We start from the raw sequence: 25,997 nt of genomic DNA, 5'->3' as shown, positions 1-25,997 counted from the left end.
GGGGTCTGAATACAACCGAAAGAACTTTCATCGGCCGAATTTACAGAAAGTTGAGGAGATTTTAGCGTTTCTGCGAATTAAATCCTCACAAAAAACTTACATTTAGCCGTTAGCTGACACAGATGGGCGGAGTGTATTCGAAAGGGGCCGACTGGGGATCTTACGTGGTACGCGACGGTCTGCTGATCACCGGTCAGAATCCGGGGTCTTCCGCTGAAGCCGCCGTCCTGCTAACTGAACAACTGAACAAATAACCGGGTGTCATAAAAATGGCCGGAAGCGCAATCTTCCGGCCATCGTCATGATGAAAATTCAGGGTCAGGCGATCGTGACCTTCTTGTCAGCATACACATTCTGAACGGCGTTAATTAACGCCACGCCTTCTTTCATCGATTTCTTAAAGGCTTTACGCCCCAGAATCAACCCCATCCCGCCAGCGCGTTTATTGATCACCGCCGTGCGCACGGATTCCTGAATATCATTTTCACCCGCCGCACCGCCGGAGTTTATCAGCCCGGCACGGCCCATATAGCAGTTCGCCAGCTGATAGCGCACCAGATCTATCGGATGATCGGTGGTAAGTTTCGAATAGACGCGATCATCGGTATAGCCAAATTTAACCGCCGTATAGCCGCCGTTATTTTCCGCCATCTTCTGTTTAACAATGTCGGCCCCGATGGTGGCGGCCAGATGGTTGGCCTGTCCGGTCAAGTCAGCGCTGGAGTGGTAATCCTTACCGTCTTTCACAAACTCCGGATTGCGCAGATACGCCCACAACACGGTCACCATGCCCAGTTCATGCGCACGCTCAAAGGCGGCAGAGATTTCTTCAATCTGGCGGCGGGAATGTTCGGAACCAAAATAGATGGTTGCCCCCACGGCCTGCGCGCCAAGATTAAACGCCTGTTCCACGCTGGCGTACAGCGTCTGGTCATATTGCGTCGGGTAGCTCAGGGTTTCGTTGTGGTTAAGTTTGACCAGGAAGGGAATTTTATGTGCGTAGCGGCGGGAGACCGAGGCCAGCACGCCATAGGTTGACGCCACGCAGTTACAGCCCGCTTCGATGGCCAGTTCGACAATGTTTTTCGGATCGAAATACAGCGGGTTGGCGGCGAACGACGCCCCCGCCGAGTGCTCAACCCCCTGATCGACCGGCAGGATCGACAGATAACCGGTGCCGGCTAAACGTCCGGTGTTATACAAATTTTGCATCGCGGCCAGCACGCGCGGCGACCGGTTGTTGTCGATCATCACGCGATCAACAAAATCGGCACCGGGAAGATAAAGCTGATCGGAGGTGATGGTGGAACATTGATGCTGAAGGAGTGAATCGGCTTCTTTGCCTAGTAACGTTGCGATATCAGTCATAATGGACTCCGTTTCTGTTCTGTGCAGAGGCACAAAACGGTGAATGATATTTCCTTACCCCACTAGGTATAGACGGATTACGCCAGATTTGTGTAACGCATGTTGCGGTGATGAGTCTGATTTTACCGGTCATGCACAGAAAATCGGGATAAAAAAACGGAGCCTTATTTTGCGGCTCCGTGTGTTTACCCTTAGTGTCCGGCGTTCAGCGCCTTCAGCAAATGCATCAGCGTTTCACGTTCTTTGGCCGGGATTTCCCCGCCTGCCGCGTATCCGGCATTTCGCATAATGCTTTCCTGCAACCCCACCAGCCAGTCGTAAATATAAAACGCCGTGGTATTGGTCGGGGTGGCGGAAAGTTTGGTCAGGCGGCGGGAGGATTTCCAGCTGGCGACGCTTTTCTGCGGCTTGGCAAAAATCTTGTTGCCTTTGTTGATGCGGCTTTCAGGCCGTTCCGCTTCCGCTTGTTTCTCGAAGCCCAGCCAGGCAACGAAATCGCCGAGCACGGTCAGCGCGCGGGAAACCTGACGGTCCGCGTGATGCTCATGTTCACGCGTGCCCGCCGGTAACGCGCCGCCGAGAGAGCGAACCAGCGCCTCACCCATATTCAGACGGAAACTGGCGGTGATCAGCTCTTCCATCAGCAGTTCAACGGTCGGTTTTGCCACGCCAAGCAGGGCAATCAGCGGTTCGTTTTCCGGCAGGCTGCGCAGATGGTTGATCCAGTAACGCTGCACCTGACGGGCAAACGCCGTGCCGTCGTCCGGTTTTTCCTGCCAGGCCTGAACATCCTGTTGCTGCTCGGCAAACAGATCGATATCAATACCGATGCCGAAACTCTCTGCGCCTGCCTCATCCGTTTCGCCGGTGTCTGCCGGTTGAGCGGTATGTTCGTGATAAATACGGTGCAATTCCTCGCGGCCGGGCAGCAGTTTTTCCAGCAACTCGCCGTGCACACCGGTACGGGTTTGCAGGGCTTTAATCACCGTCTGCACCGTCCGCTGTTTCTGTGCCGGATCCGCCACGTCGCCTTCCTGATACCAGCGTCCGAGCAGGTTATCCGTCAGTTCCCGGTGCAATTCGTCGCGTAATTCACACAGACGGTTAAGACGGACTTCAGGACGGATTTCCGCCACCAGATAATCCGCCATACGTTGCAGGCCGCGTTCGTCCATCGCCAGCAACGCGCCCCAGGCATCGCCCGGATTACCGACATGGCGCTGAACGGCTTCGTCATAATGCACGGATTCAGTCATGCGGCGGTCAAACGGCGTCAGCACCCAGACCAGCCCCGGTTTGCGGCGGCCACGCACCTGCGTGTTTTCGCCGTGCATTTCCCGCACCCAGTGTTCCAGCGTGCGTCCCACGGCCACCACATCATCACGGTTATCTGCGGCGGTGCACACCATCAGCATGTTCATTTCATGGCGATCGGTGTAGCGCTCCGGCAAATACGCCACTTTGGCGCGGAACAGTCGCTCAAGTTCATCACCCTGATTGTCATCGAAACGGGCACCGTGTCCCGGTAAATCCAGCAGGTCGATCTGCTCAAACAAGGCTTCACGCGGCGGAGACAGCAGGGGAATTTGCACTTCAGACGCCAGCAGCGTCAGCTCTGCCAGTGACAACGTCACCGGTGCCGCGCTTTCCTCGCCAAACTGGGGACACACCGGGATCTGAATATCCCAGGTCGGCGACGGGCTGAACATGCCGTCGGCCGGTTGCATCGCGTCGTCCACTAAAATACTCAGCGGAGCCAGCAGGCTTTGTGCGCCGCCCAGATGCTGCAACGTATGCGCGTAATGACGATAGGCAGCGGTCAGCACCGGATCATTGCCCCACAGCAGCGAGAACAAACGCGCACGGTCATCAATGTTCAGATAAGGCGCGAGCTTCACCGCCACCGGCCAGTAATGCGCATTCAGATGGCGGAAACGGCGGGGATCCAGGCGAATCATAGAATCCCATAATCCCATCATCTTTTCGCTGGTAAAGCCTTCCACCGGTTCCGGCTGGCGGTGCATCATCAGCTGATTCAGATGTTCCGTGATTTGCTGTGCATCCGGTACGTGATACTGACTGTCCGGCCGGAATGCGCGGGTGACGATACGCGCCAGATCCGCTTCATTGAGCAGTAATACCCGCACCGGAAACGCACGGTCACGCACGTCGGCCTGACGGGTGAAGCGGGTGGCAAACCGCGCCTCACGGTTACCGGGATTAATCTGGGTCAGATAATCGAGGGTCACGCCGCCCAGACGGGTTTCAAGGCGGCCGTAGTTTCCGGCGGCCAGCGAGCAGATCAGATAGGATTTTCCGGCCTGCGAATGACCGTAAAAGCCCAGCGCAGGCGGCAGTTCACAGGCCAGCGCCAGACGCTGCGCCTGATCGCGGCAACGCTTTAACTGCAGATTCAGCCGGTCAGCTTCCAGATCCAGACGCGGCGCCTGTGCACGGGTGGATTCCACCCAGTCCAGCGCATCGGTGAGGGTGGCAGACGTCGCCGCAAACTGACGTTGCAGCGCGTTAGTGGTCAGTGATGGCACCGGAATAGTTGCTGTTGTGCGGGTAGTCATGAGACGAATACGCTCCCACTGTCGATCCAGTAATGGCTCTCGCCCAGTGTGTTTAACCGCAGACGCAGGTGATGAGACGGCACTTTAGTGCCGTTATCCAGCACCGCGCTGGCGATATCGAAAAATTCCGGCGTCGGGTGATCTTCCCCTTTTTTCACCGCCAGTTTGACCCGCAGCACGCTGTCGCCCGCCACTTTACGCGCCAGCTCAGGCTCGGCAATCGACAGGGTATACAAAGGTGACGCAGGCCAGCGGTCATTTTCCAGCTGACGGAAAGCGAGACAAATAGCGCCACGGATGCGGAAGCTGGCCGCGCTGTCGAGTTTGTAATCGTGGGCATCGAGGTCAATGTCGCTGTAACACACATTGTCGTCGTTCAGCGCCTTGTTACCATCGAGCATGCCCAGATAGCGCACCGTGGAATAAGGCTGGAAATCGCCCGCTTTAAAATAGAACCCCGGCAGACGCAGATCCAGCGCCAGCAGGCACAGCATCGCGCCGACGGCCGCCGTTGATTTCGGGTTGTCAATGCGACCGAGTTTGTTAAACGGATACCAGCCGCTGGTGTGATAACCATCCAGCGATAGCATACGGTTGATCGGCAGCGGTTGCAGATGGCGGAACAGCGCCTGAATGCCGGGGAAGCGCGAAGGGCGGCCGGTCAGCAACAGCACATCGCAATCATGCAGCGACACCACTTCGCACAGCGAACGCAGGTTCTGCGTGATGCTCATGCGATTGGATAAAAACTCGCTGTGCAGCTTGCTGAGTTTGAGCACCAGCGGTGCCTGCAAAATATCAAACACCGCCGAACCGGCAGGCAGCACGCGCTGAATTTCGCCGTGCAGGTAATCCAGCACTTTCTGCGTCGGCGCCTGTTCCAGCAGTTCACCAAACGGCGCATCGATTTCTGCGTGAGTATCCAGCGGATCAAACCGCTCGTAGACTTCCAGCACCGCGCGCGCCAGCGGAATAAAAATCTGCAACGTGCTTTGCTGGCGCAGCGTGGCGTGACCGTCCATGCGGCCTTCGCTGCCAAACAGGCGCGTCATCAGGCTGTCCGGGTTCGCCAGACCGGCTTTTTTCAGCGCCGCATGTAACGCCGGTAAAATATAGAGCTGAATGACATCCAGCAGAATGTCGTCGCCCGCGACTTTAAAACCTTCGCGGAACAGCAGGCGCGGGGTGATTTTGACGTTATTGCCCATGCCGTCATCCAGCCAGTACTGGGTAATCGCCAGATCGGTGGTGCCGCCACCGATATCAATCGAGGCGATGCGCAGGGTTTTGCCCACCGGCTCGTCATCGGCCAGTTCACGATCCGGACGCGCCATGCTGGCAAAGAATTCGCCGGTATGACCGCCGAAATTCACCTGGGTTTCGTTATACAGATAGACCATTTGTCCGCAGGTGGCTTCGTCCCATTCCATCTGCACATCCGGCACCGGCATGCGGCTTTTCGCCTTGTCAGCCTGCGATTTAAAACCGTCATCTGACGGATGCCAGCCCATAGATTTCCACACCAGACCGATGGCCTCCTGCATACGGCGGCGGAAAATCTCGCGTTCCGGTTTCGGCATCGCCGACGGCAGGGTCAGAATGATATTGCGTAACTGACGCGGCGCTGAAGAACGCAGCATTTTGGTCCGCTGCGCCGGGCTGTTGATTTGCATCAGCGCCTGCGCCAGCAGTTCAGATAGCATCAGCGTCATCACCGAACTGCGGCTGTAATGGGCAGAAAATACCGGCAGACGGTCTTCCGGCGCTAAATCAGACAACGGCTGGCCATCATCATTGATCAGGAAGGTCAGCGGCATGGCGGCCGCCACCGGCTCCTGCACTGCGCCGTGTCCGCCCTGACTGAAACGCCAGCCCGGCGTGTAACTGTCTTCATCCCACAGATAACGGCGCGGGCTGGAAATCCCGGTCGATCCTTCCGTGCCTTCCCGCAACAGGGCCAGACGGCTGGCTTCACGACCGGCGCGCAGAATAGACGGCCAGATAAAGGCGTCATCACGACCGCTTTCGACCGAGAAATTCGGTTTGCCGAAACGCGCCTCGGCGAATTCCACCCGGCTTTCGAACAGTTCGTTATAGAGAAAATGTGGCCGCGAAAGGTCGCGCAGTTGCAGTTCGCTGGTCTGTTTCAGGCCATCGGTTTCCCCCACATGGTCTTCCACCAGAATGCCGCAGGTATGCGAGTTGCCGACATCGAGGATCAGATCCACATTGATCGCTGGTTCCTGCAAGGTGGCACCGTTGATCTTCAGTTCCGGGATACCCAGCTGGCTGCCGAGCATTTCCAGCAGATTCAGGTAATGCGCCTGATATTCAAACTCGCGCAGCGCAACTTTGATATTGCGCGCCTCGCGAGCCTCCCGCAGGGCCGACTGCTCGGTAAAGACTTCACGCAGCCAGCCGTCAACCCAGGTCTGATCGAGGAAATCGAGAAGCTCTTCGTTATGCCACGCCAGCGCAAAACTGATGCCGTTTTTCACGTCATCCGTGACCGGCGTCAGCTGAGTGTGTTCCTCATCGCCTTCCGCCACACGGGTATCAAAAGCAATCACCACGCGGTGCGTACTGCCATCGGCTTCCGGTTTATCCAGTGCACGGATTTGCACCCGCGCCCAGTTGTCCGGCCCGGCCATAAACGTCCGTGGCGGATTGAAACGCAGGAACGGCAACGGCAGCCAGATCTGATCCAGCAACTTCAGCGACTGTTCCAGCGGGAAACTGAACTCAGGACGTACCACTTCAGGCGCGCCGCCGTCCAGCCCCGGTAAAAAATGACGGCCATTTTGCGGATTATAATCCAGACGCAATAACGGGCCGTTGGCGCTTTTACGCACAAATTTGGCAGGCAGTCCGTCATCCCAGACCGGCTTCAGCGCGAAGTCGAGAAACTGAATGCCGCTGTCCTGGATCAGGGTAATCTTTTGTTTAAAATCAGTAATCGTTGCCAGCATGCTGTTATTTACCTTCGCGCTTAATGGTCATTGGGTAAACCGTGTCGCCGGTATAACGGCCCTGACACACGGCAGCGCCGGTCGCGCCCTGAGTACAGCTGATTTCCGGCATCTGATAGCGGGAACCGTCGCTGCATTTCGCCCTGTAACGGCTGTTAATCACCAGATTGCCTGATTGCATCAGACCGGCATTGGCCGCCGCACGGCAGGTCACGCCCGCGCCGTAAGTGATTTTCACCGTACCCTGACCTTGTTTGAACTGATAACGCAGCACCGGCGGTTTGCCGGTCACCGGATCTTTGATATCGACGACCACATTCCAGTTACCGTTGAGGAATTTGGTGGAACCAATTTTTACCGCGTCCGGCGGCATCACCAGCGCATTCTTGCTGACCGGCGCAGGGGCCGGTTCGGCGACAACCGGTGTATTTTCCACTTCCGCTACCGGTTGCGGCGCAGGGACAACCGCCGCAGGCGCGACCGGCAATGTCACCGGTTCCGGTGTTTTCACTTCCGGCGCGTTGATTTCTGCCGCCACCGGCGGCGGGGCGATCACCGCAGGCTGTGCTGCCGGCGGGTTGACCGCTTCAGGTTTCGGCACGGCGGCTTTCACCGTGTCAGTTGCTGGCGCAGGCGTGCGCGAATACAGCCAGCCTGCGGCCGAACCGGCCACCACCAGCGCCGCCACCGGCAGCGCCCAGATTAATGGCGATAATGTGCGGCGCGGGGCGGCAACCGGTTCCGGTTTCATCTCCTCCTGCTCAGCCGCACGGGCCTCGATGGTTTTGATCACCCGTACCGGTTCCGGCGCTTCAACCACCGGTTCCGGCGCGTTGATTTTTTCAGCCATCAGCGACAAGGTCGGCAGCGGCTCATCGGCTTTCAGGGTGTCACGCAGGGCGGCAAAAGGATCGGCATTGCTGGTGCTGTCGAGACTGACAAAGCCCCAGAACGTCAGCACCGGCTGACCACCGACCAGATAGACATGGTTTTGGTCCGGGAAACGAAACGCCTTTTCCAGCAGGGACCCGAAGAACTGACTGGCGGATTTTTCAGAGGATTTTGCTGCCTTGCTGATTTGCGCGACCACTTCCAGACAATTTTCCAGCTGACGCAAAGCCGAAGCGCGGGCAGCATCTGTCGCCGCCGCCCAGGACACCACTTTGCCTTCACGGGGGGAATACCAGTCGAGGCGGTCACCGGCCTCGTTAAGTTGCGGGATCGCCAGACAATCGGCAATCACAGGGTGTTTACGCAGACGTAAGGTTTCGCGTAATTGCAGGGCTGAGGCGTAAACCGGTTGCCCGTTTTCGCCCAGCGCAAGGATGTCATTGAGACTGCCACTGCGTAAAAATGATTTTGCCACGCCTGAATAGCCTTTATTGGTTTTGCCCGGCATCAGCGCACAGGCAGAAAAGGTTCATGATGCTGCCACTCTAGGCGATTTAAGCGAAATCAAACGGCGGAATAAGCGACAAAAAGGGTGGCTGTTTAGGGCGTGAGCGCGATGTAAAAGAAGGGAAACCCGTACGGGGGCAAAACGCGCCGTCAGCCCCCACGTGGTGGTCAGAAAATTACAGGTGGAAGTTATCGTACAGATGGCGTTCTATTGCGATCAGTTTGTTACGGTCATAATGACCAAAAAACAGCGGCCCGCCAATGGCGTTGATCGCCACGCCGCTGGCGGTGATCGCCGCCGATTTAAAATCACCGGCTTTTATCGCCCCCACAGTATCACGTGCAAATACCCGCGCTTCTGAAAGTGAAGCCGATGTTTCGTAAAGGCGTCCGTTTGTCACCGCAGTAATATTGCGTGAGATGCTTTGATACGCCTGCTCCGAAATACCCACATTGGCCTCGCGCAGCATTCTGTTAACGCAATACACCGCCTGCGCGTAAATCGAGAATTTGGTGGTTCTGATTATTTGTTGCTCAAGCTGCCCTCTGCGAAAGAGTCCCTGACCATTATCACCGTATGGCATTATCATTCCTTTTGACTTTCAGTTAAAAACAAACCTCTCCGCGCGGCGGAAAATAGCCTTTCCGCCGCGACGCATAATAATAGAAAGCCGTTTATTCCGACCCCTGAAAATCAGAAAAAAGTGATATGGCGCAAGGATAAAACGGCAGGGTAACAGGCTGTAAGATAATGACATTCACGCTGTGAATGTCATTAGATTTAGAAAGGAACTTAGTTAATAATCCCCCCGTATTTCAGTCCGTGCTTCAGTGCTGAAATAAGGTATCCAGCACGGAAGTAAGATGCTGACGCGCATCGCCCGACAACGACTGAAGGGGTAACGGTAAACAAGGCGCAGACACTATCCCGAGAATTTCCGCCGCGGCAGCCACCACACGCAAACTGCCGTGTGAACGGAACAGCGCCCAGAGCGGCTCCAGCTGAGCAGACAGCGCCTGCGCAGTCTGCGCATCGCCTTTTTGCGCCGCGCGGGTGATCGCCAGCGGAATTTCCGGGAACAGTCCGGCAATCACCGAATACCACACATCGCCGCCTTCGGTGAGCACCGTCGCCGCCGCCAGATCGCCCGCCGCGCCCAGCGTCACATGCGCAGGCACCTGCGGACGGAGTGCTGCCAGCCGCTGGCGCGTGGTCAGCGGATCCGCTGAAAGACCGGGGATTTTGATGCTGCCGACGTGAGGCAGTTGCGCGATACGCGCATAAAGCGCATCGGAAAACTCAAAATGGGTGGTGGCCGGATTATCGTAAACGCACAGCGGCACGGAAAGATGTCGGCTGACGGTTTCATACAGCGTAAACACTTCGTCTTCCGTCAGTTTCTGATAAGACACGGGAGCCAGTAACACCGCGCTGACGCCCGCCCGCTGGGCATCTTCCGCCAGATGCAGTACATCGGACGTACGCACCGACCCGATGCTGACCATCACCGGGATCCCTCTGGCATGTTCCACCGCCAGTCGTGCCACGCGGTCGCGTTCACTGTGTTTCAGATAGGCATAGCTGCCCGTCGAACCCAGCGCGCCAATCGAATCCACACCGGCTTCTGCCAGCCTTTCCATCAGTCTGACAAAGGCTTTCTCATCAATGCCTTTATCTGTCAGCGGTGTGAGAGGAAACGCACTTAATCCTGTGAACATCGGGTTCTCCGGAAGGGTGAATGAACAGACTTATCATAGAGCAGTGATTTACTTTTTGCCGGATACCGATGATCCGGCATCCGGTTTCAGGCGCAACATATCCAGCCAGCCGACCAGCGTCAGCACGGCAATCACGATAAAGGCCACTTTAAAACTCATGCCCGGTACCGATCCCCAGTGCAGCGCATCCACCAGTTGTTCACCGAGACGGGTCCCGAGCGCTCCCACCGTGATCCCCAGCCCCACGGAAAGCTGCAAGACCGTACTGAACAGGGTATTGGCGTCGGCCATTTGTTTCGCCGGTACGTCGGAAAACGCCAGCGTGCTGATACCGGTAAACTGCATCGAACGGCTGAGACCGCCGAGAAACAGCAATATCATCACCAGCCAGTCAGGCGTGCCGGGCGTCAGGAACGCGCAGAACAGCAGCGAAAACACGCTGAGCAGGCCATTGACCACCAGCACCGGACGAAAACCGAAACGGCGGATCAGCGGCGTGGTCGCCGGTTTCATGGCCAGATTCCCGGCGAACACCGCCAGCACCAGCAAACCGGCATGGAAGGGATCCAGCCCGAAACCGACCTGCAACATCAGCGGCAGCAGGAAAGGAACGGCGCTGATGGTTACCCGGAACAGCGAACCGCCGCCCATACTGATACGAAACGTCGGGATCACCAGCGCACCTAAATGCACCATCGGGGCAGGATCGCGGTACAAATGACGAACAGCCAGCACCGATAACACCGCGCCCGCCAGCAACAACAGCACCGCAGTGGTCCATAGAATATGGTCCTGACTGATCAGTTCCAGACCCGTCACCAGCGACAGCATCGCCAGCCCGGTCAGCACAAACCCCGGCTTGTCAAAATGCTTCGGCTCTTCGGCAGGTTCCTGCGGAAATAACCGCCACGCCAGCATGATGGCGATGATCCCGAGTGGCACATTAATATAGAAAATCCAGTGCCAGGAGGCGTAGTGCGTGATGAACCCGCCGAGCGGCGGCCCGAGGATCGGCGCGACCAGCGCGGGCCAGGTCAGCGTGGCGATGGCTTTAATCAGCTGCGGTTTCGGCGTGGTTTTCAGTACCGTCAGACGCCCGACCGGCACCATCAGCGCACCGCCAATCCCCTGAATGATGCGCAGAATAATAAATTCGCTGACGCTGCTGGCCATGGCACAAAAAAGGGAAGCCAGCGTAAACACGGCAAGGGCGAAGGTGAACACATTCCGCGCCCCGAACCGTTCTGCCGCCCAGCCACTGGCCGGGATCAGCACCGCCAGCGTGAGCATATAAGCGCTCATCCCGGCATTCAGATCTACAGCGGAAACCCCGAACGACAGGGCCATTTGCGGCAGCGCGGTGGCAATCACCGTGCCGTCAATGAACTCCATGAAAAAAGCCGCTGCCACCAATAAAGCAATTACGGAGAGACCCGAACTGACGGCGGACTCTTCCTGCGGATGTTCTGACGCATCCGATTTACTCTGGCTCATGTATTCTGTCCCGGATAAAACGACGTCGCTGCAAGATGCAGCAAAAGATAGATGATAAGTATTAAACCTATCACACACCTTTATGCGGGTTATAGATCAGACGAGGATCAAAAAGAGCGGTTTTTTACGCACCGCTTACCGCCGTAAAAAACTCACCCTTTAACGGGCAGGCAAAATCACTCACATCCTCCTGCAGACACAGGGCGACATCAGCAGCAAAACCACGGCGTAACAACTCCCTTGCGGAGCCGCACTGTTCAAGTTCCGCCAGCGGCAGGTTGTCGTACACCGCACGGGCCGCACGGGCTTCAGGGGAAACAACGCGATGTGGCAAACGGGCAACCAATCCTCCCGCTGCGGCGAGATCTTCAATCGCCGGACGCAGACTGTTATCCGGCCATTTTTCACCGGCGGGGATCAGCAGAATGCGCCGATACTTTTCACAGGCGCGGGCAGTGGCAGTGAGATTACGAAAGCAGGCAGTGAAAATCGCGGCGTCATGGGTTCTGGCGGCAAAGGTCAATGCGGAACCGTTGGGAGAAGGCAGGACCAGCCGGGTTCCGGCGGAGATATTTTGCAAAGAGCAGGGCGAAAGCGTGAAACCCGGCCCCTGAAAACGCCGGTCAAACTGCGCGCATTGCGCATCCCGCGCAACGGCATACTGCTGCGCACTGGCGTCTTTCCACGGATACGGATACACCGTAGCGGCAGAGTCTGTTGCGATACTGACGCAGGTGGAAAACGACATCACATCGATAATCACGATGCAGTCGGCGTCCGCCGCCAGATGCTCCACCGCCTGCGCGCCCCATTCCAGACGAACATCGAAATCAGTTTGCGAAAAATCAGTCATTGAAGCGCCCTGGTGAGAATAACAAAGCAAGAAAAAGAGGATTTGTCAGGAAGTAAATTAACTACACTGAACAACACAATTTTAGCGGTCTGCATACATCAATAAAACAAGAGATCAGATAATGTTCAATAGGGGATGTGAATGAAAAGTGGTGATTATTGCCGTCTGTTGCTGTTAGCCGCGATCTGGGGTGGCAGCTTTCTGTTTATGCGGGTGGCGTCTCCGGCGTTCGGGGCCATTAATACCGCGTTTCTCCGGGTGTTGTTCGGATTTATCGGGCTGGTGGTGATCCTCGCGGTGATGAGAACACCGCGCGATTATCAGCAAAAATTCGGCCGTTCGCTGCTGCTTGGAGTGATCAACTCCGGTTTGCCGTTCCTGATGTATTGTCTGGCCGCGCGCTGGCTTCCGGCGGGGTATTCCGCCATCCTCAACGCCACCACGCCGCTGATGGGGGTTGTGCTCGGCGGCCTGTTCTTCCATGAAACCGTGACGCTTAAAAAAGCACTCGGCGTCCTGACGGGCCTGTTCGGCATTACCTTGCTGACCACCACCGGCAGCGCAGAATCAGTCCCGCAATTGCTGGCGGGGGTGATAGCCTGTTTGGTGGCGACCGGTTGTTATGCTGTCGCCGGTTTCCTCACCCGTCGCTGGATCACCGAACGCGGCGGGCTGGATCCTAAACTGGTGGCTACCGGCAGTCAGCTGGGTGCCACATTGTTCCTGCTGCCGTTTTTCCTTTATACCTCGGCTACCGAAGCGCCGGTGACCTGGGCGCAACCGCTGGTCTGGCTCTGTGTGCTGGCAGTCGGTTTCGTTTGCACCGCGTGGGCGTACATTTTGTATTTCCGGCTGATTGCCGATATCGGCCCGCTGCGCAGCATGACCGTGACATTCCTGATCCCGCCGTTCGGCATCCTCTGGGGGTATCTGCTGCTGAATGAAACGCTGTCTGAAGGGTTCTTTGCCGGTGGCATTCTGATCTGTCTGGCGGTTTGGCTGGTACTCAGTCCGGGAAAATCGCTGGCCGGAAAACCGAAAACACCCGCACCTGAAACCAAATAATCTCAGGTGCGGGCAGGGGATTAGCCGAGGTATTCATAAGTCGCCGCAAGGTATCGTAGCCTGCGCCGTTTATTTACGTCATTTAAAAAAACAGCAGACAAATAAATGCATTGAATTACATCCACCAAATGAATATATGTTCCTAAAGTGTATAAATGAACGGTCTGGTTTTTGAATAAATGTGATGCAGACAAATAACAGGACATCGCCCATATGTAAAATGACCCACAACCATAAAAAAGGAGACACACATGGCGCACATGATTTACGTGACAATTAAAGGAAAGCAACAAGGTCTTATTTCTGCCGGTTGCTCAACGCTGAATTCTATCGGCAACCGATATCAAGCTGCTCATAAAGATCAAATCATGGTTCTGTCCTTCGAACACGCATTGACCAGAGCGAAGAATGTCAATCACGGTCCGATCTCATTTATTAAACTTATCGATAAGTCGTCCCCCTTATTTGGCATCGCCATTTCTGCCAATGAAGAGCTAGAAATGAAGTTTGATTTCTTCCGGACATCGGCTTCAGGGGTTAATGAAATTTACTATTCGGTAACGGTAAGGAAAGCATATCTTCATGGCATCAGCCTCATTTATCCCCACGCCATTGATCATGCAGGTGACCAACCAGAAGAAATGATCTCAGTTAATTACCAGAGCATTACCTGGGAGCATATTAAAGCAGGCACTTCAGGTTATAGCATTTGGGATGAGCGCGTTTTCTAAAAACTCTCTCCGATATGATTAAACAAGGTTGGCATTATGGAAAACAACGAACTCATCTGCAAACCGGAGGGCAAGAATTTTCGCCGCTGGGATTTTCTTGATTATACTATTGCAAGGTGGCACGAGGATGACCCGGTTAATTATTGGGGTGACGCTTATCTTTACCTCTATAAAGACTCATTCATCCGGTTTCACAAAGAAACAATTACAAAATATGCGCACATAGCAAAGATACCTGCGCTGCTTCTTGCTGATGTTGCATGGCAGGAAGCCGGGGGGAAACCCGATAATTTAAAACCACAAGTCTTATTATACAGACAACTTACCGATTCATTCCGAAGCAATAATGATTACTCTAACAGAGTCTCCATTGGAATTGTGGCGATACAAATACGTGCCGTGGCCGAAACTCTGGGGATAGAACCGAGATCACTTTCAACAAGACAACAATTGCAAATTGGAAGATGTTTACAAGATGACGATTTTAACTTAAAAGTTGTTGCTCTTCACTTACGTGAACTCGTTGAATATGACTATCCAGACAGCAACACGGACATACTGACTGACGAACAATTGATATTAGCAGGCTCACGATATAACAGAGGTATTGAAAGGCAAAAACGAGATTTCATTGACGCTATTTCTTTGCCTGCAAGCGATCAGCGCCGCAATTACATTTCTTACGGACTTGCCATTATAAAACGGAAGGACAGAATTAAAAAACTGATGGGAATTCACTGATGGATAATTTAAAGCCCGTAACCCTTTCTGCGCTACTCGGCCCTTTTGTTTTTTTATATTATTGTTTTTGTGCGTTACTGATTTTCATCTTTTCTGTTATTGATACAACACAAAGTCTCGCTGAGACTTCAGACTGGTGTGCAAATGTGCAGGGGTTTGACGGTCTTGATGGAGATGTCACGCGAGGATTCTCTGCTTTTGTCACCGCACTCTTTATTGCTCCGTTATTATTTTTCTTTCCCACTGCAATAAAGAAAAAAAACTACAGCAGATGCGTCATTTTCATGGTGATTGCTGTCTACTGGGGGTGGACATTTTTTGGCAGATTTTGGTTTTGTTAGCACACCGAAAACTCCCGCACCTGAAACCAAATAATCTCAGGCGCGGGCAGGGGATTAGCCGAGGTATTCGATAATGGATAATCCGCCGTTATAGTCGGTGCTGTAGATAATGCCTTGTGCATCGACAAAGACATCACAGGACTGGATCACCTGCGGCCTGCCGGGACGTTTATCCATCATGGTGGCGGGCGCGGCGGGCACCAGCGCACCGGTTTCTTTCGGCTGATACGGATTGCTGATGTCGTATGCCCGCACACCGGCATTCTGATAGGTGGCGAAAATCAGCGTTGAGCTGATAAAACTCCCCGGCCGGTTTTCATGCAGATTATGCGGTCCGAAGTGCGCCCCTTTGCTGACGTAGTCCCGTTCTTCCGGTTGCGGGAAGGTCGAAATACTGACCGGATTCGACGGCTCGCGCACGTCGAACAGCCAGATAAGTTTCTCGCCATCTTCCTGATTATCCAGCACCACCAGCAGATCACGGTCGGGCAACGGCAGCGCGGTGTGCGTGCCGCCGCCAAATGGCGGGCTCCAGTTGCGGTGCGAAATCAGCTGCGGAGCAGTGCGGTCTTTGATATCCAGCAATGTCAGGCCGCCGTCGCGCCAGCTGGCATACGCCGTATCGCCGCTGATGATCGCGTGGTGCAGCGCGTAACGTTTGCCCTCCGGCCAGTCCGGCGTTTCACCGCCAGCGGTGTGCATACCCGGCAACCACCAGCGTCCGGCGACCTGCGGATTGCGCGGATCAGCCAGATCGATGGTCAGAAAGATGTAATCGCTGTAGCCGTCAATCAGCGCGGACACATACGCCCAGCGCCCGCCGACATACCAGATACGATGCACGCCGATGCCTTCCAGCCCGAGAAAACCGATTTCTTTTGGCTGATCGGGCACCGAAATATCGAAGATGCGCACACCCGCGCTCCAGCCACGCTGCTGCGTACCCTGCACCGTCTCGCTGACGGAGCGGGTGTAATAGACTTTTTCATCGGCAAACCTCACATCCGCGAACAAATCACGGGCGTTGATCACCAGCAGTAAATCGTCATGCGCCTGTAAATGCACATTCCAGGTGCCCGGCGGTGCCGCCACAAAACCGGCAGGGCGCGGATTTTTCGGGTCGCGTACATCCACGATGGAGAAACCCTGCGACACCATATGGCCGATATAGGCGTAGCCACGGTGAACCATCACCTGCACGCCGTCCGGTTTTCCACCCTGATCGCTGTGACCGATCAGCCGCATATTACGGCTGTATTCCGGGGTCGGGAGAGATTGCGTTGTCATAATCCGGCCTTATTTTTTATGTTGCGCTTCAAGGGTGGCGAACCACGGCGCAATGAAATCATCGGATTTGCCCCAGCCCGGGATCACTTTCGCCAGCGACGCGACGTTCACCGCATCCGGATGACTGATCAGCAGCGCCTGCGGAATGGCCGCCGCTTTAAACTCATAGGTCGCCGGGGTTTTCTCACCGGCAATTTTGTTGGCCACCAGACGCAGGTTGATTGCGCCGATCAGTTTAGGATCTACCGCCACGCTCAGTTTCCACGGGCTGTTTGCGGCGCGCATCAGGCCGATATCCTGATTGGAAATATCGATGCTGTAGAGTTTGATTTCGGTGCGGCCATTTTCCTGCAAGGCTTTGTACGCGCCCTGACTGAACGCATCCCAGGTTCCCCAGATGGCGTCGATTTTGCCCTTAGGGTATTTCGCCAGCAGTGCGCCGATTTTATTGGCGGTATCGCCCTGAACATCCGAAGACACCGCGCCGACCGATTCCAGTTCATGAATGCCCGGACTGGCGGCTAACACTTTTTTGTAGGCATCCTGACGACGTTCCATTGGCGGGAAACCGGCCACCCACAGTTTGACGATATTGGCTTTGCCGTTGAAATCCTTTACCAGTTGCCCGACAGAAAGATCAGTCAGCGAGGCGTCGTCCTGTTGGGTGACGGTCACACCGGGAATGTCACCGTTCACCGCCGTATCGAACACCGATACCGCGATGCCACTGGCCGTAATGCGTTTCAGCAGGTCGGTGGAATAAGGATCACGCCCCTGTGACAAAATAATGCCATCATATTTCTGGCTGATGGCCTGATTGACGAAATCCTGAAATTTGGCGTCGTCGCCGTTACTGAGGAAAGTGCTGACCTGAAAACCCAGTTTGCGGCCTTCCTGAATGGCGCCGGAGACAAACTGCGTGGTGTTGTCATCGGAGCCGAGATTGCGGATCACGGCGATGCGGACCGGCCCTTTATGGTCGGCTATCGCTTTCGGCACCGGCGCGGTGTCTGCCGCGAAAGCAGGAAAAACGGAGAGCAGGCTTAATGCCAGCAATGAAGCAGAAAACAGTTTCATGTTTATTACCCTGTGTGGTTAATCATCATTTAACGGGAGGACAATTCACGCGAGCCCTTTGTGCAGGCTTTTATAGTGGGTTAATGAATTGATTGTCCGAGTTTTCATGACCGGGTAACACTTGGCAACGAACGAAAAGGCATAAGTTAATGCCAAAGAGTATTAGCCATCCGGATGTCCGGACGTAGGATGTTAACAGCTTCTAAATTAAGGATTTCCCCATGAGTGATACTGATATCCGCGTGGTAACCGGCCCCGCCAACTATTTTTCTTTCCCCGGTGCGATCGACCGCCTTACAGAATTTTATACGCCGGAACAGCTGGATAAAGCCCTGTGGATTTACGGCGAGCGCGCCCTGGTGGCCGCACAGGATTTTCTGCCGGAAGCCTTTACCGCATCGCAGGCAAAGCGCGTGTTGTTCAAAGCCCATTGCAGCGAAACCGAAGTGCAGCGCATTGCGGATATCGGGGGCAATGACCGTCAGGTAGTGATCGGCATCGGCGGCGGAGCAGTGCTGGATACCGCCAAAGTCGTGGCGCGACGTCTGGGATTGCCGGTTGTCGCTATCCCGACTATCGCCGCGACCTGTGCGGCCTGGACGCCGCTTTCCGTCTGGTATAACGACGAAGGGCAGGCGCTGCGTTACGAAATCTTTAACGACGCCAATCATCTGGTACTGGTCGAGCCGCAGATTATCCTGCGCGCGCCGAAAGCGTATCTGCTGGCCGGGATCGGTGACACGCTGGCGAAATGGTACGAAGCAGTCGTACTCAGTCCGCAGCCGGAAAAACTGCCATTAACCGTGCAGCTCGGTCTGAATACCGCGCTGACAATCCGCGACGTGTTACTCAATGAAAGCGAAGCCGCCTTGCAGGCGCAGGACGGTAACCAGCTGACACAGTCTTTCCTGAATGTACTGGATGCGATCATTGCAGGGGGCGGATTAGTCGGTGGGTTGGGTGACCGTTTCACACGCATCGCCGCCGCGCATTCCGTGCATAACGGTCTGACCGCGCTGCCGCAAACCGATGCTTTCCTGCACGGCACTAAAGTGGCTTACGGCATTCTGGTGCAAAGCGCGTTGCTCAATCAGCCGGAAGTGGTGACGCAGTTAACCGCACTGTACAAGGTGCTGGATCTGCCGGTGAGTCTGGCGGCGTTACAGGTGGATATTCATGATGAGCAACAGCTTTCCCGCCTGATTGAACGTACCCTGCAACCGGGCGAATCCATCCATCTGCTGCCGGGAAATCCTGACGCCGAACAACTGCGGCTGGCGTTTGAATTTGTGGAGAATAAATAACAGAAGCAAAAAAGGCCCCTGTTAACACAGGAGCCTTTTGTTATTCAGACCCTGTTAAGGATGCTGTTTCGCAAACTCTTCTTTGGCTTTTTGCAGTTGCTGCTGGAAAGCCGTATTGGTGTGCAGGGTGGCGACAACGGCGGAGCCGACAATGCGCGCGGCATCGACGTCACTTTGCCAGTGGTAGCCGCAAATGACCCGGCTCTGGCCTAAATCGAAACCGCGTTGCAGGATCTGATCCTGACGTTGCGGGTTAATTTCGGTCAGTACCAGCGCGGTGGCCCAGCCGATAGAGGTATGGCCGGACGGGTACGAGCCGTTTTTCGACAATTTGTCCTGCTCGGTGGTGTTACAGGTCGGGACGCCGTAGAAGGCGAACGGACGGATACGCATGTACTTTTCTTTGGCAGAGCGGGTCGCCAGATCACCGGCATCTTCGATCATATTGGTCAGTAATTTATGCAGTTCCGGCGTGTCTTTGGCGGTGATCGGCGAGCCGAATGCGCCGGAGAAGGCGTTGGCTACGCCGCCGGCGCTCAGGTTGGCATCTTCTGCCGCCAGCTTGCCGCGTTCCGTTGAGCGCAACAGACGGCCCTGTTCATACATGGCCTGATCGTTCAGAAACGCGATACTGCCTACCGCTGGCGGTGGCGGAAGCAGTGCCAGGCTGTTAATCGCCTGATCGTTTTTTAAGTAATAAAGGTCTGGTTTGGTGGTCGCATCATTGCCGGTCAGGGCGAATGCATTGACAGAGAAAAGGCTGGCGAGGCAAAAAGTAGAAATAATTTTCATCAAGGTTTCCTTACAACTGCTGAATGATCATTACGAATTCATTTTAGTAACATTTCCCAACACATCTGAGTAAACCAAATTATCGCCTGCGGTGTTTGGACGATGTCTGAAAACGAGAAACTCATCACTTTTATGAATAGTTATCTGGCTCTGCCACGGTTTTTTGTCGTGCGGATAAACGGCAGCTAAACAGCCTGCACTTAATCTGACAGCCTCGCTTCTCATTAAAACCACGTTGTAAAGATGTTTAAAAATCCGGTGATAACGTGATGATTTCTGGCACCGGGAAGACATCATGGAACACTCACCACTCAACGACACCGAATCCCTCAGCGGCAATTTCCCCGTTGAACAGACAAGCAAAAAAAGCAGCGGATTCACCCTTTTCAGGGATCTGCTGAGCGGGGCGTGCGTGCCGGATAACCTGTGGCGCGACCGCATGTACCGCGTGAAGTACGCCGTGCGCGCCTTGCTGCATCCGCTGGATACTTTAAAAGTGCTGGATAAAATGGCCGCCGAGCCGTTGTGGCACGAAGCTTTCACCGTGCAGACCAAGCTGCCGGGAAAAATTCACAAACCCTATCTGTATCTCGGATTGCCCTCTGCCGGACGTGCGGCGGCGCTGGTCGATCACTATGACTTTGTGAAAAGTCTCGACAGTGTGGCGTTACGCAACACCTTTCTGAGCGCAACGGGTAACACCATCACCCGCTTTACCGGCAAAGACGGCGAAGCTTTCCATGTGGTACTGGGATCGATCGGTAAATCGGAGCGGGAAGGTGAAGCCAATATGTTCCTCTATATGGAGGAGACCTTGCTCGCCGCGCTGACCTTCAGCGTGGTGCAGCGTCCGCAAGGGCTGACCCTGATCGTCGGCGGGTTCCAGGGCGCACACCGGTCGACGCCGCATGAGGTGATTAAGCAGGCGACCAAATCCTGTTACGGGTTGTTCCCGAAACGGCTGCTGCTGGAAAGCCTGCAACGTCTTGCGGCACACACCGGCGTGCAACACATTCTGGCCGTCAGCGACACCGGGCACGTATTCCGCAGCCTGCGTTACCGTCATCGTAAGAAAAACGTCTTCGTCGCCAGCTATAACGAATTCTGGGATTCCATCAGCGCCACCCGCTGTTCCCCGGCGTTGTATCAGGTACCGGCGGAACTGCCGCGCAAACCAATGGATGAGATCGCCAGTAAAAAACGCTCTGAATACCGCAAGCGTTATGCCTTGCTCGATGAACTGCATGAGAGCACCGCATCGTTACTGGAAGCCTGATCGCAGACTCCCCGTATTTTCCCGCTGTAGCAGGCAACAGGGCCAGGGACTGGCCTTTCCCTTCGTTTATTCCTTCTTTATGCATGACCTTCACTGAAAATTCCGAAGAGGATGTAAAATTCTCGTGCAGGTTAAGTGTCGGTTTAGTAAAGCAATAGACAGGTAATCATTCGATTTAAAACTAATGCAATCCGAACGTTTTCGCCAAATGTGGATAAATGATGGCGAGGAATGTTACACGTATCGCAAAATCGCTGCTCAAAACCCCCGCGCTGTTTTAAATGTGATGCTATTCACATCAATTCATTCATCCCGCCTATATAAAACGCTATCTCTATAAAAACGAAACATCGGTTCATTTTATAAAAATCTCTCTGGGCGGAAACTCATGAACGCAGAAAAACCTATTTTATTTAAACATCAGCTGGCTTACGGCGGTGGGAACCTGTTGGGCAGCGGGGCACTGGCGATCGCCGGGATCTGGCTGCTGTATTTCTACACCACCTTTTGCGGCCTGACACTGTTACAGGCGTCGGCGATCTTCTCAGTGGCCAGTATCATTGATGCCATCAGTAACCCGCTGATGGGCTATCTCTCGGATAATTTCGGCAAAACACGCCTCGGTAAACGCTTCGGCCGTCGCCGCTTCTTCATCCTGCTCGGCGTACCGCTGATGATGTTCTACCCGCTGTTATGGGTAGAGGGCTTCGGTTTCTGGTATTACCTGTCCACCTACGTGCTGTTCGAGCTGATCTACACCTCCGTCATGGTGCCGTACGAGACGCTGGCGACAGAAATGACCACCGACTTCTCCGCGCGTTCCAAGCTGACCGGCTATAAGGCCATTTTCGGTAAAGTAGCGAACTTCCTGGCGGCGTTCATTCCCGGCCAGTTCATCCTGATTTACGGCAAAGACTCGGCGCAGCCGTTCTTCTTCACCGCGCTGACCTACGGCGTGATCCTGTTTATCGCCATCGGCATGTTGTACCTCTCGTCGTGGGAGCGTCCGGTAGAAGAAACCACGCCAGCCGATGAGAAGAAAATGAGTCTCGGCAAAACCATGCTGACGCTGGTGCGCGACATGAAATCGACCTTCCATCTGAAGGTATTCCGCAAGCACCTGGGCATGTATCTGTGCGGCTTCGGGGCGGAATGGCTGTTTGCGTCGGTCTTCACCTATTTCATCATTTTCGTGCTGCAATATGACCCGAGCATGGTTGCCGGGCTGAGCAGTCTGAACTCCATCCTGCAACTGTTCTCAACCGCCATCTTTATCGGCATCTGTGTGAAGCACGGTTTCAGCAAGCCTTACATCCTGGCGCTCGGCATCGTGATTTTCTCTGTGCTTTGCTACAGCCTGCTGCATTTCCTGCATCTGCCGCAGCAATACGCCACCGTCGCCATGCTGACCATCACCGTCGTGTTCGGTATCGGTACCGGCGGGGTGTATTACATTCCGTGGACGGTGTACACCTTCCTGGCGGATATCGATGAAGCCTTCACCGGCCGCCGCCGCGAGGGGATTTACGCCGGGGCCATGACCTTCTCCGGTAAGCTGATGCGTTCGGTGATCGTCTTCGTGATGGGCGCTATCCTGAGTTTCTACGGCTTCCAGTCCAAATCGCACACTCAGCCCGAAAGTGCCGTTACCGCCATTGCGCTGGTGTTCTGCATCGGGGTTATCGCGCTGGCGCTGATGGCGATTGTCTTCAGTAACCAGATGAAACTGAACCGTAAAACGCACTTAGTGGTCCTCGGCGAAGTGGCGCGCATTAAAGCAGGCGGCCAGATCAGCCAGGTGCAACCCGAGGTCCGCGCGGTCATGGAAGAACTGATTGGTTACCCGTATGAACAATGCTGGGGTAACAGCGTGGTGTGCCGCAAAATCTTCGATACCCCTGCCGTGGAAGTTGACGAACCTAAACCCATGGTCAGTACCACGCAGCAACCGTAATACCTGATCTTCTCCGTTATTTTTCATATCACCGACTGGCCGGGAAACCGGCCAGCGACCAGCTACGTTTTTAGGATGAGAACGAACATGTGGGAACCAAAACTGTTTTTTGTCGCGTTGTCCCTCGGGATCAGCGCACAAAGCGTTGCCGCTGCATTGCCTGATACCGGCAAACTGGTGTGGCACAGCATCACGTTCGGTCAGTCGACCGACGTCAACTTCGCCACCAACGTCCTGCCGGAGAAAACCGGCATGAACGAAACGCTGCTGGCGGGGGGTAAACCCGTTGCGGCGGCAGGCACTCTGCTGACCACGCCGTTTACGCTGGAAAGCCGTGGCGGCAAAGTGGGCAACAGCCACGACGGCCTGACCTATTTTTATACCCGCTTACCGGCTGAGGTGAATTTCCAGCTTGAAGCGGATATCACGCTCAATCAGTTCGGGCCGGAAAACGGCGCGAAACCGGCAGGGCAGGAAGGCGCCGGCTTGCTGGTGCGCGATATTCTGGGCAACCCGCGTGAACCGGTGACCAAACCGGGGATTGAGGAATTACCCGCCGCCTCGAACATGGTGATGAACAGCGTGATGGCCATCGGGGACACACCGCCGGTCGTGGCGCTGATTGCCCGTCAGGGCGTGCAGCAACCCTGGGGGAATACCGGGATCAGCATCGTGCGTGAAAGCTATCATCCGCTGACCACGCCGACCCGTTTCCTGCTGAAAATGACCCGCACCGACAGCGGTTTTGACGTCGCCTATGCGCCGCAGGGCAGCGATCAGTGGGTCAGCCAGTCGGCAGCGGGCGCTGATCGCGTGACGCAGCTCGACAAGACCGGCTATTACGTCGGCTTCTTCGCCTCACGCAATGCCCGCATCACCGTGCATCACGCAAAGCTGACGCTCAGCGAAGCGCATACATTGCCGTCCGCGCCTTACGTGACGCCGTCACTTAAACCCCGCATTGAGATCATGTCATCCCCGGTGATCACCCGCCGTGACAGCGTTTTCCAACTGCGCACCAATGGCGACGGTAAGGTAACTATCGAACAGGGCGGCAAGGCGTTATTGCGTGAGAAAGCCGTGAAGGGCGGTGACGTGATCGCCGTGCCGTTCCATGCCGAACAGCCTGCCACCACAATGAACATCACGTTTACGCCGGAAAACGGCACACCGCTGACGCAGACATTCCCGGTCAGCATGGCGCTGGTGAGCAATCCTGATGTGCTGTATGTGTCACCCGGCGGCGCGGCAGATAATGACGGTTCGCAGGCACATCCGCTGGATTTCGCCAGTGCAGTCAATCTGCTGGCACCGGGCGGCACCCTGTGGCTGGCAGACGGCGACTATCCGGCGTCCGTGATCCCGGCGACCGCCAGCGGCACCGCGCCACAGCGCAAAACGCTGCGTCCGCAGGGCAACAATGTGGTGTTTAACGGCCTGAAACTGCAGGCCAGTTACTGGGATGTGCAGGGCATTACCGTCACGCAAAAGAGTTTCCATATCGCCGGAAGCGATAACCATCTTGATCAGGTGAAGGCACATCATGCCGACGATACCGGCATCTGGGTGGCGTCGCCGGACGGCATCGGGCGCGCGTTATGGGCCAGCCGAAACCTGATCAGTAACTCAGAATCCTGGGGCAATCAGGATCCGGGACGCAAAAACGCGGACGGTTTCGCGGTGAAAATGCGCGTGGGTGAGGGTAACCGGCTGGTGAACTGTTATTCCCACGACAATATCGACGACGGTTTTGACCTGTTCAACAAGATTGAGGACGGCCCGAACGGCAGCGTCACCATTGAAAACAGCCGTTCAGTACACAACGGCAGCAACGGTTTCAAACTGGGCGGTGAAGGATTGCCGGTCGCGCATAAAGTGCTTAACAGCGTGGCAGAGGAAAATGGCATGGACGGCTTTACCGATAACTTTAATCCGGGTGCGCTGATCGTGGAAGGCAACCGGGCGGTGGACAATAAACGGTTCAATTTCCTGTTCCGGCCTTCGCCTTACACCACGGCAGATAAACAGGGCATATTTAAGAACAATATTTCCGTGCGCACCGTGCCCGGCAAATATGATGACGCCGTTACCGGCAATGTAGATAAGAGTAATCATTTTTATACCGGCAGTAACAGTACCCATAGCGCGAAATAATTTATTCAGCGCAACCTGAAACAGGACGTTTCTCTATTAAATAAAAATATTAATCAATATCTCTGGGATTATACATAATGAAAAAGAGCAGACTGATGATCTGCGGCTTACTGCTGGCCAGCGCCGGCAGCCAGGCCGTGACGATTGACCTTCGCCATGAATGGCTGGATGACAGTAAACAACATAAAGACAGGGCGATGGTGTCGCACCGTTTTGCCAACGGCTTTGGTTTCTCGCTGGAAGCTAAATGGAAATCCGGCGGTGACAACCCGAATAAACCCTTTAATAATCTGGTAGATAATGGCACTGAAAGCACCGTCAGCTATCAGTTTAAAATAACGCCAAAGGTGTTTGTGCAGCCGGGCTTTACGCTGGAATCCAGTTCTGACAGCAGTATTTACAAGCCGTTTTTAACCGCCGGATATACTTTTGACAGCGGGATATATTTCAATGCACGTTACCGCTATGAATATACCCGTTATACCAAAGAAAATACCGAAGACCGTAAAACCAATCGCGGTGAAATCTGGCTGGGTTATCGTCTTGCCGACTGGCGTTTCGAATATAACTATATTTATAAACACAGCGATCAGATCCTGTATGACAATGATAAATGGGATTACGAACAGGATCTGAAAGTGGCTTATAATATTAATAAACAATGGACGCCTTATGTTCAGGTCGGTAATGTTTCCGTGCGCAAAACCACGGATGAAAGACAGACCCGTTTCCGTCTGGGGATCCAGTATAATTTCTGATCCGCACGCCGTGTGGTAATGAGTAACATCATGACGTTTCACGCCGTTCAGGTCACGCTGACCGGCGTGTTTTGGTTTTTGGAATAATCTGATATTCCTGCTAAGTCCTTTATTTAAGCTAGTATTTATTCGATGGTGTA

20 protein-coding genes and 1 pseudogene are annotated in these 25,997 nt (G+C 54.8%); 10 read left to right on the top strand and 11 right to left on the bottom strand.

Annotation, left to right across the window (positions count from 1 at the left end):
- Nucleotides 1-122: 122 nt before the first annotated feature.
- Nucleotides 123-254 (top strand): annotated as a pseudogene (locus tag EDF78_RS01085) (type 1 glutamine amidotransferase domain-containing protein); the annotation flags it as partial.
- A gap of 64 nt (nucleotides 255-318) precedes the next feature.
- Here the strand turns inward: EDF78_RS01085 and fbaB are convergent.
- The 8 genes from fbaB to EDF78_RS01045 all read right to left on the bottom strand — a co-directional run bounded on the left by fbaB (nucleotide 319) and on the right by EDF78_RS01045 (nucleotide 12,377).
- Nucleotides 319-1,368: a class I fructose-bisphosphate aldolase gene (gene fbaB / locus EDF78_RS01080; protein ID WP_133822306.1), complete on the bottom strand. Its 1,050-nt coding sequence runs from the start codon at nucleotides 1,366-1,368 to the stop codon at nucleotides 319-321.
- A 191-nt stretch (nucleotides 1,369-1,559) separates the two neighbouring features.
- Nucleotides 1,560-3,944, bottom strand: a complete 2,385-nt coding sequence (locus tag EDF78_RS01075; RefSeq protein WP_133822305.1) for a virulence factor SrfC family protein — start codon at nucleotides 3,942-3,944, stop codon at nucleotides 1,560-1,562.
- Nucleotides 3,941-6,913, bottom strand: coding sequence for a virulence factor SrfB (locus EDF78_RS01070; protein ID WP_133822304.1), 2,973 nt, complete (start codon nucleotides 6,911-6,913; stop codon nucleotides 3,941-3,943). The genes EDF78_RS01075 and EDF78_RS01070 overlap by 4 nt, the downstream gene beginning before the upstream one ends.
- A 4-nt stretch (nucleotides 6,914-6,917) precedes the next feature.
- Nucleotides 6,918-8,279 (bottom strand): SrfA family protein, encoded by a 1,362-nt coding sequence (locus tag EDF78_RS01065; RefSeq protein WP_131693097.1) that lies wholly within the window; start codon nucleotides 8,277-8,279, stop codon nucleotides 6,918-6,920.
- A gap of 208 nt (nucleotides 8,280-8,487) precedes the next feature.
- The gene (locus tag EDF78_RS01060; RefSeq protein WP_131693096.1) at nucleotides 8,488-8,895 is read right to left on the bottom strand and encodes a hypothetical protein; all 408 of its coding nucleotides are present in this window, start codon (nucleotides 8,893-8,895) and stop codon (nucleotides 8,488-8,490) included.
- Between the two features lie 244 nt (nucleotides 8,896-9,139).
- The gene (locus EDF78_RS01055; RefSeq protein WP_133822303.1) at nucleotides 9,140-10,030 is read right to left on the bottom strand and encodes a dihydrodipicolinate synthase family protein; all 891 of its coding nucleotides are present in this window, start codon (nucleotides 10,028-10,030) and stop codon (nucleotides 9,140-9,142) included.
- Nucleotides 10,031-10,078: 48 nt separating this feature from the next.
- A complete protein-coding gene (locus EDF78_RS01050) occupies nucleotides 10,079-11,524 on the bottom strand; it encodes a DHA2 family efflux MFS transporter permease subunit (protein ID WP_133822302.1) in 1,446 nt (481 codons plus the stop codon).
- Nucleotides 11,525-11,648: 124 nt separating this feature from the next.
- On the bottom strand, nucleotides 11,649-12,377 hold the full coding sequence (locus EDF78_RS01045) for a 2-phosphosulfolactate phosphatase (RefSeq protein ID WP_133822301.1): 729 nt from the start codon (nucleotides 12,375-12,377) through the stop codon (nucleotides 11,649-11,651).
- Between the two features lie 141 nt (nucleotides 12,378-12,518).
- On the opposite strand from EDF78_RS01045, the gene EDF78_RS01040 reads away from it, so the two are divergent.
- The 4 genes from EDF78_RS01040 (at nucleotide 12,519) to EDF78_RS01025 (ending at nucleotide 15,255) form a co-directional block, all read left to right on the top strand.
- Entirely contained in the window at nucleotides 12,519-13,442 is a 924-nt protein-coding gene (locus EDF78_RS01040; RefSeq protein ID WP_119824321.1) for a DMT family transporter, read from the top strand.
- 251 nt (nucleotides 13,443-13,693) lie between these two features.
- Nucleotides 13,694-14,173, top strand: a complete 480-nt coding sequence (locus tag EDF78_RS01035; protein ID WP_133822300.1) for an Hcp family type VI secretion system effector — start codon at nucleotides 13,694-13,696, stop codon at nucleotides 14,171-14,173.
- Between the two features lie 36 nt (nucleotides 14,174-14,209).
- Entirely contained in the window at nucleotides 14,210-14,914 is a 705-nt protein-coding gene (locus EDF78_RS01030; protein ID WP_243839403.1) for a hypothetical protein, read from the top strand.
- On the top strand, nucleotides 14,914-15,255 hold the full coding sequence (locus EDF78_RS01025; RefSeq protein ID WP_133822299.1) for a DUF2645 family protein: 342 nt from the start codon (nucleotides 14,914-14,916) through the stop codon (nucleotides 15,253-15,255). Before EDF78_RS01030 ends, EDF78_RS01025 begins: the two co-directional genes overlap by 1 nt.
- A 54-nt stretch (nucleotides 15,256-15,309) precedes the next feature.
- Here the strand turns inward: EDF78_RS01025 and EDF78_RS01020 are convergent, their stop codons facing one another.
- The gene (locus EDF78_RS01020) at nucleotides 15,310-16,542 is read right to left on the bottom strand and encodes an LVIVD repeat-containing protein (protein ID WP_133822298.1); all 1,233 of its coding nucleotides are present in this window, start codon (nucleotides 16,540-16,542) and stop codon (nucleotides 15,310-15,312) included.
- 9 nt (nucleotides 16,543-16,551) lie between these two features.
- Nucleotides 16,552-17,619, bottom strand: a complete 1,068-nt coding sequence (locus EDF78_RS01015) for a sugar ABC transporter substrate-binding protein (RefSeq protein ID WP_119824325.1) — start codon at nucleotides 17,617-17,619, stop codon at nucleotides 16,552-16,554.
- 221 nt (nucleotides 17,620-17,840) lie between these two features.
- On the opposite strand from EDF78_RS01015, the gene EDF78_RS01010 reads away from it, so the two are divergent.
- Nucleotides 17,841-18,923 carry an oxidoreductase gene (locus tag EDF78_RS01010; protein WP_133822297.1) on the top strand — a complete coding sequence of 361 codons (1,083 nt, stop codon included), beginning with the start codon at nucleotides 17,841-17,843 and terminating at the stop codon, nucleotides 18,921-18,923.
- A gap of 54 nt (nucleotides 18,924-18,977) precedes the next feature.
- On the opposite strand, the gene phoC is transcribed toward EDF78_RS01010, so the two are convergent.
- The gene (gene phoC, locus EDF78_RS01005) at nucleotides 18,978-19,715 is read right to left on the bottom strand and encodes an acid phosphatase PhoC (protein WP_095925740.1); all 738 of its coding nucleotides are present in this window, start codon (nucleotides 19,713-19,715) and stop codon (nucleotides 18,978-18,980) included.
- A 295-nt stretch (nucleotides 19,716-20,010) separates the two neighbouring features.
- Between phoC and EDF78_RS01000 the strand changes: the two genes are divergently transcribed.
- The 4 genes from EDF78_RS01000 to EDF78_RS00985 all read left to right on the top strand — a co-directional run bounded on the left by EDF78_RS01000 (nucleotide 20,011) and on the right by EDF78_RS00985 (nucleotide 25,857).
- Nucleotides 20,011-20,991 (top strand): VirK/YbjX family protein, encoded by a 981-nt coding sequence (locus tag EDF78_RS01000; RefSeq protein ID WP_095925739.1) that lies wholly within the window; start codon nucleotides 20,011-20,013, stop codon nucleotides 20,989-20,991.
- A 388-nt stretch (nucleotides 20,992-21,379) separates the two neighbouring features.
- Nucleotides 21,380-22,945: an MFS transporter gene (locus tag EDF78_RS00995; protein ID WP_095925738.1), complete on the top strand. Its 1,566-nt coding sequence runs from the start codon at nucleotides 21,380-21,382 to the stop codon at nucleotides 22,943-22,945.
- Nucleotides 22,946-23,032: 87 nt separating this feature from the next.
- A complete protein-coding gene (locus EDF78_RS00990; protein ID WP_133822296.1) occupies nucleotides 23,033-25,099 on the top strand; it encodes a right-handed parallel beta-helix repeat-containing protein in 2,067 nt (688 codons plus the stop codon).
- Between the two features lie 77 nt (nucleotides 25,100-25,176).
- The gene (locus EDF78_RS00985) at nucleotides 25,177-25,857 is read left to right on the top strand and encodes an oligogalacturonate-specific porin KdgM family protein (protein ID WP_133822295.1); all 681 of its coding nucleotides are present in this window, start codon (nucleotides 25,177-25,179) and stop codon (nucleotides 25,855-25,857) included.
- The last annotated feature ends 140 nt before the right edge of the window (nucleotides 25,858-25,997 follow it).

Source organism: Rahnella sp. BIGb0236 (assembly GCF_004364755.1).
Taxonomy (GTDB): Bacteria; Pseudomonadota; Gammaproteobacteria; order Enterobacterales; family Enterobacteriaceae; genus Rahnella; species Rahnella victoriana.
This window is presented reverse-complemented; position numbering and strand designations above follow the sequence as displayed.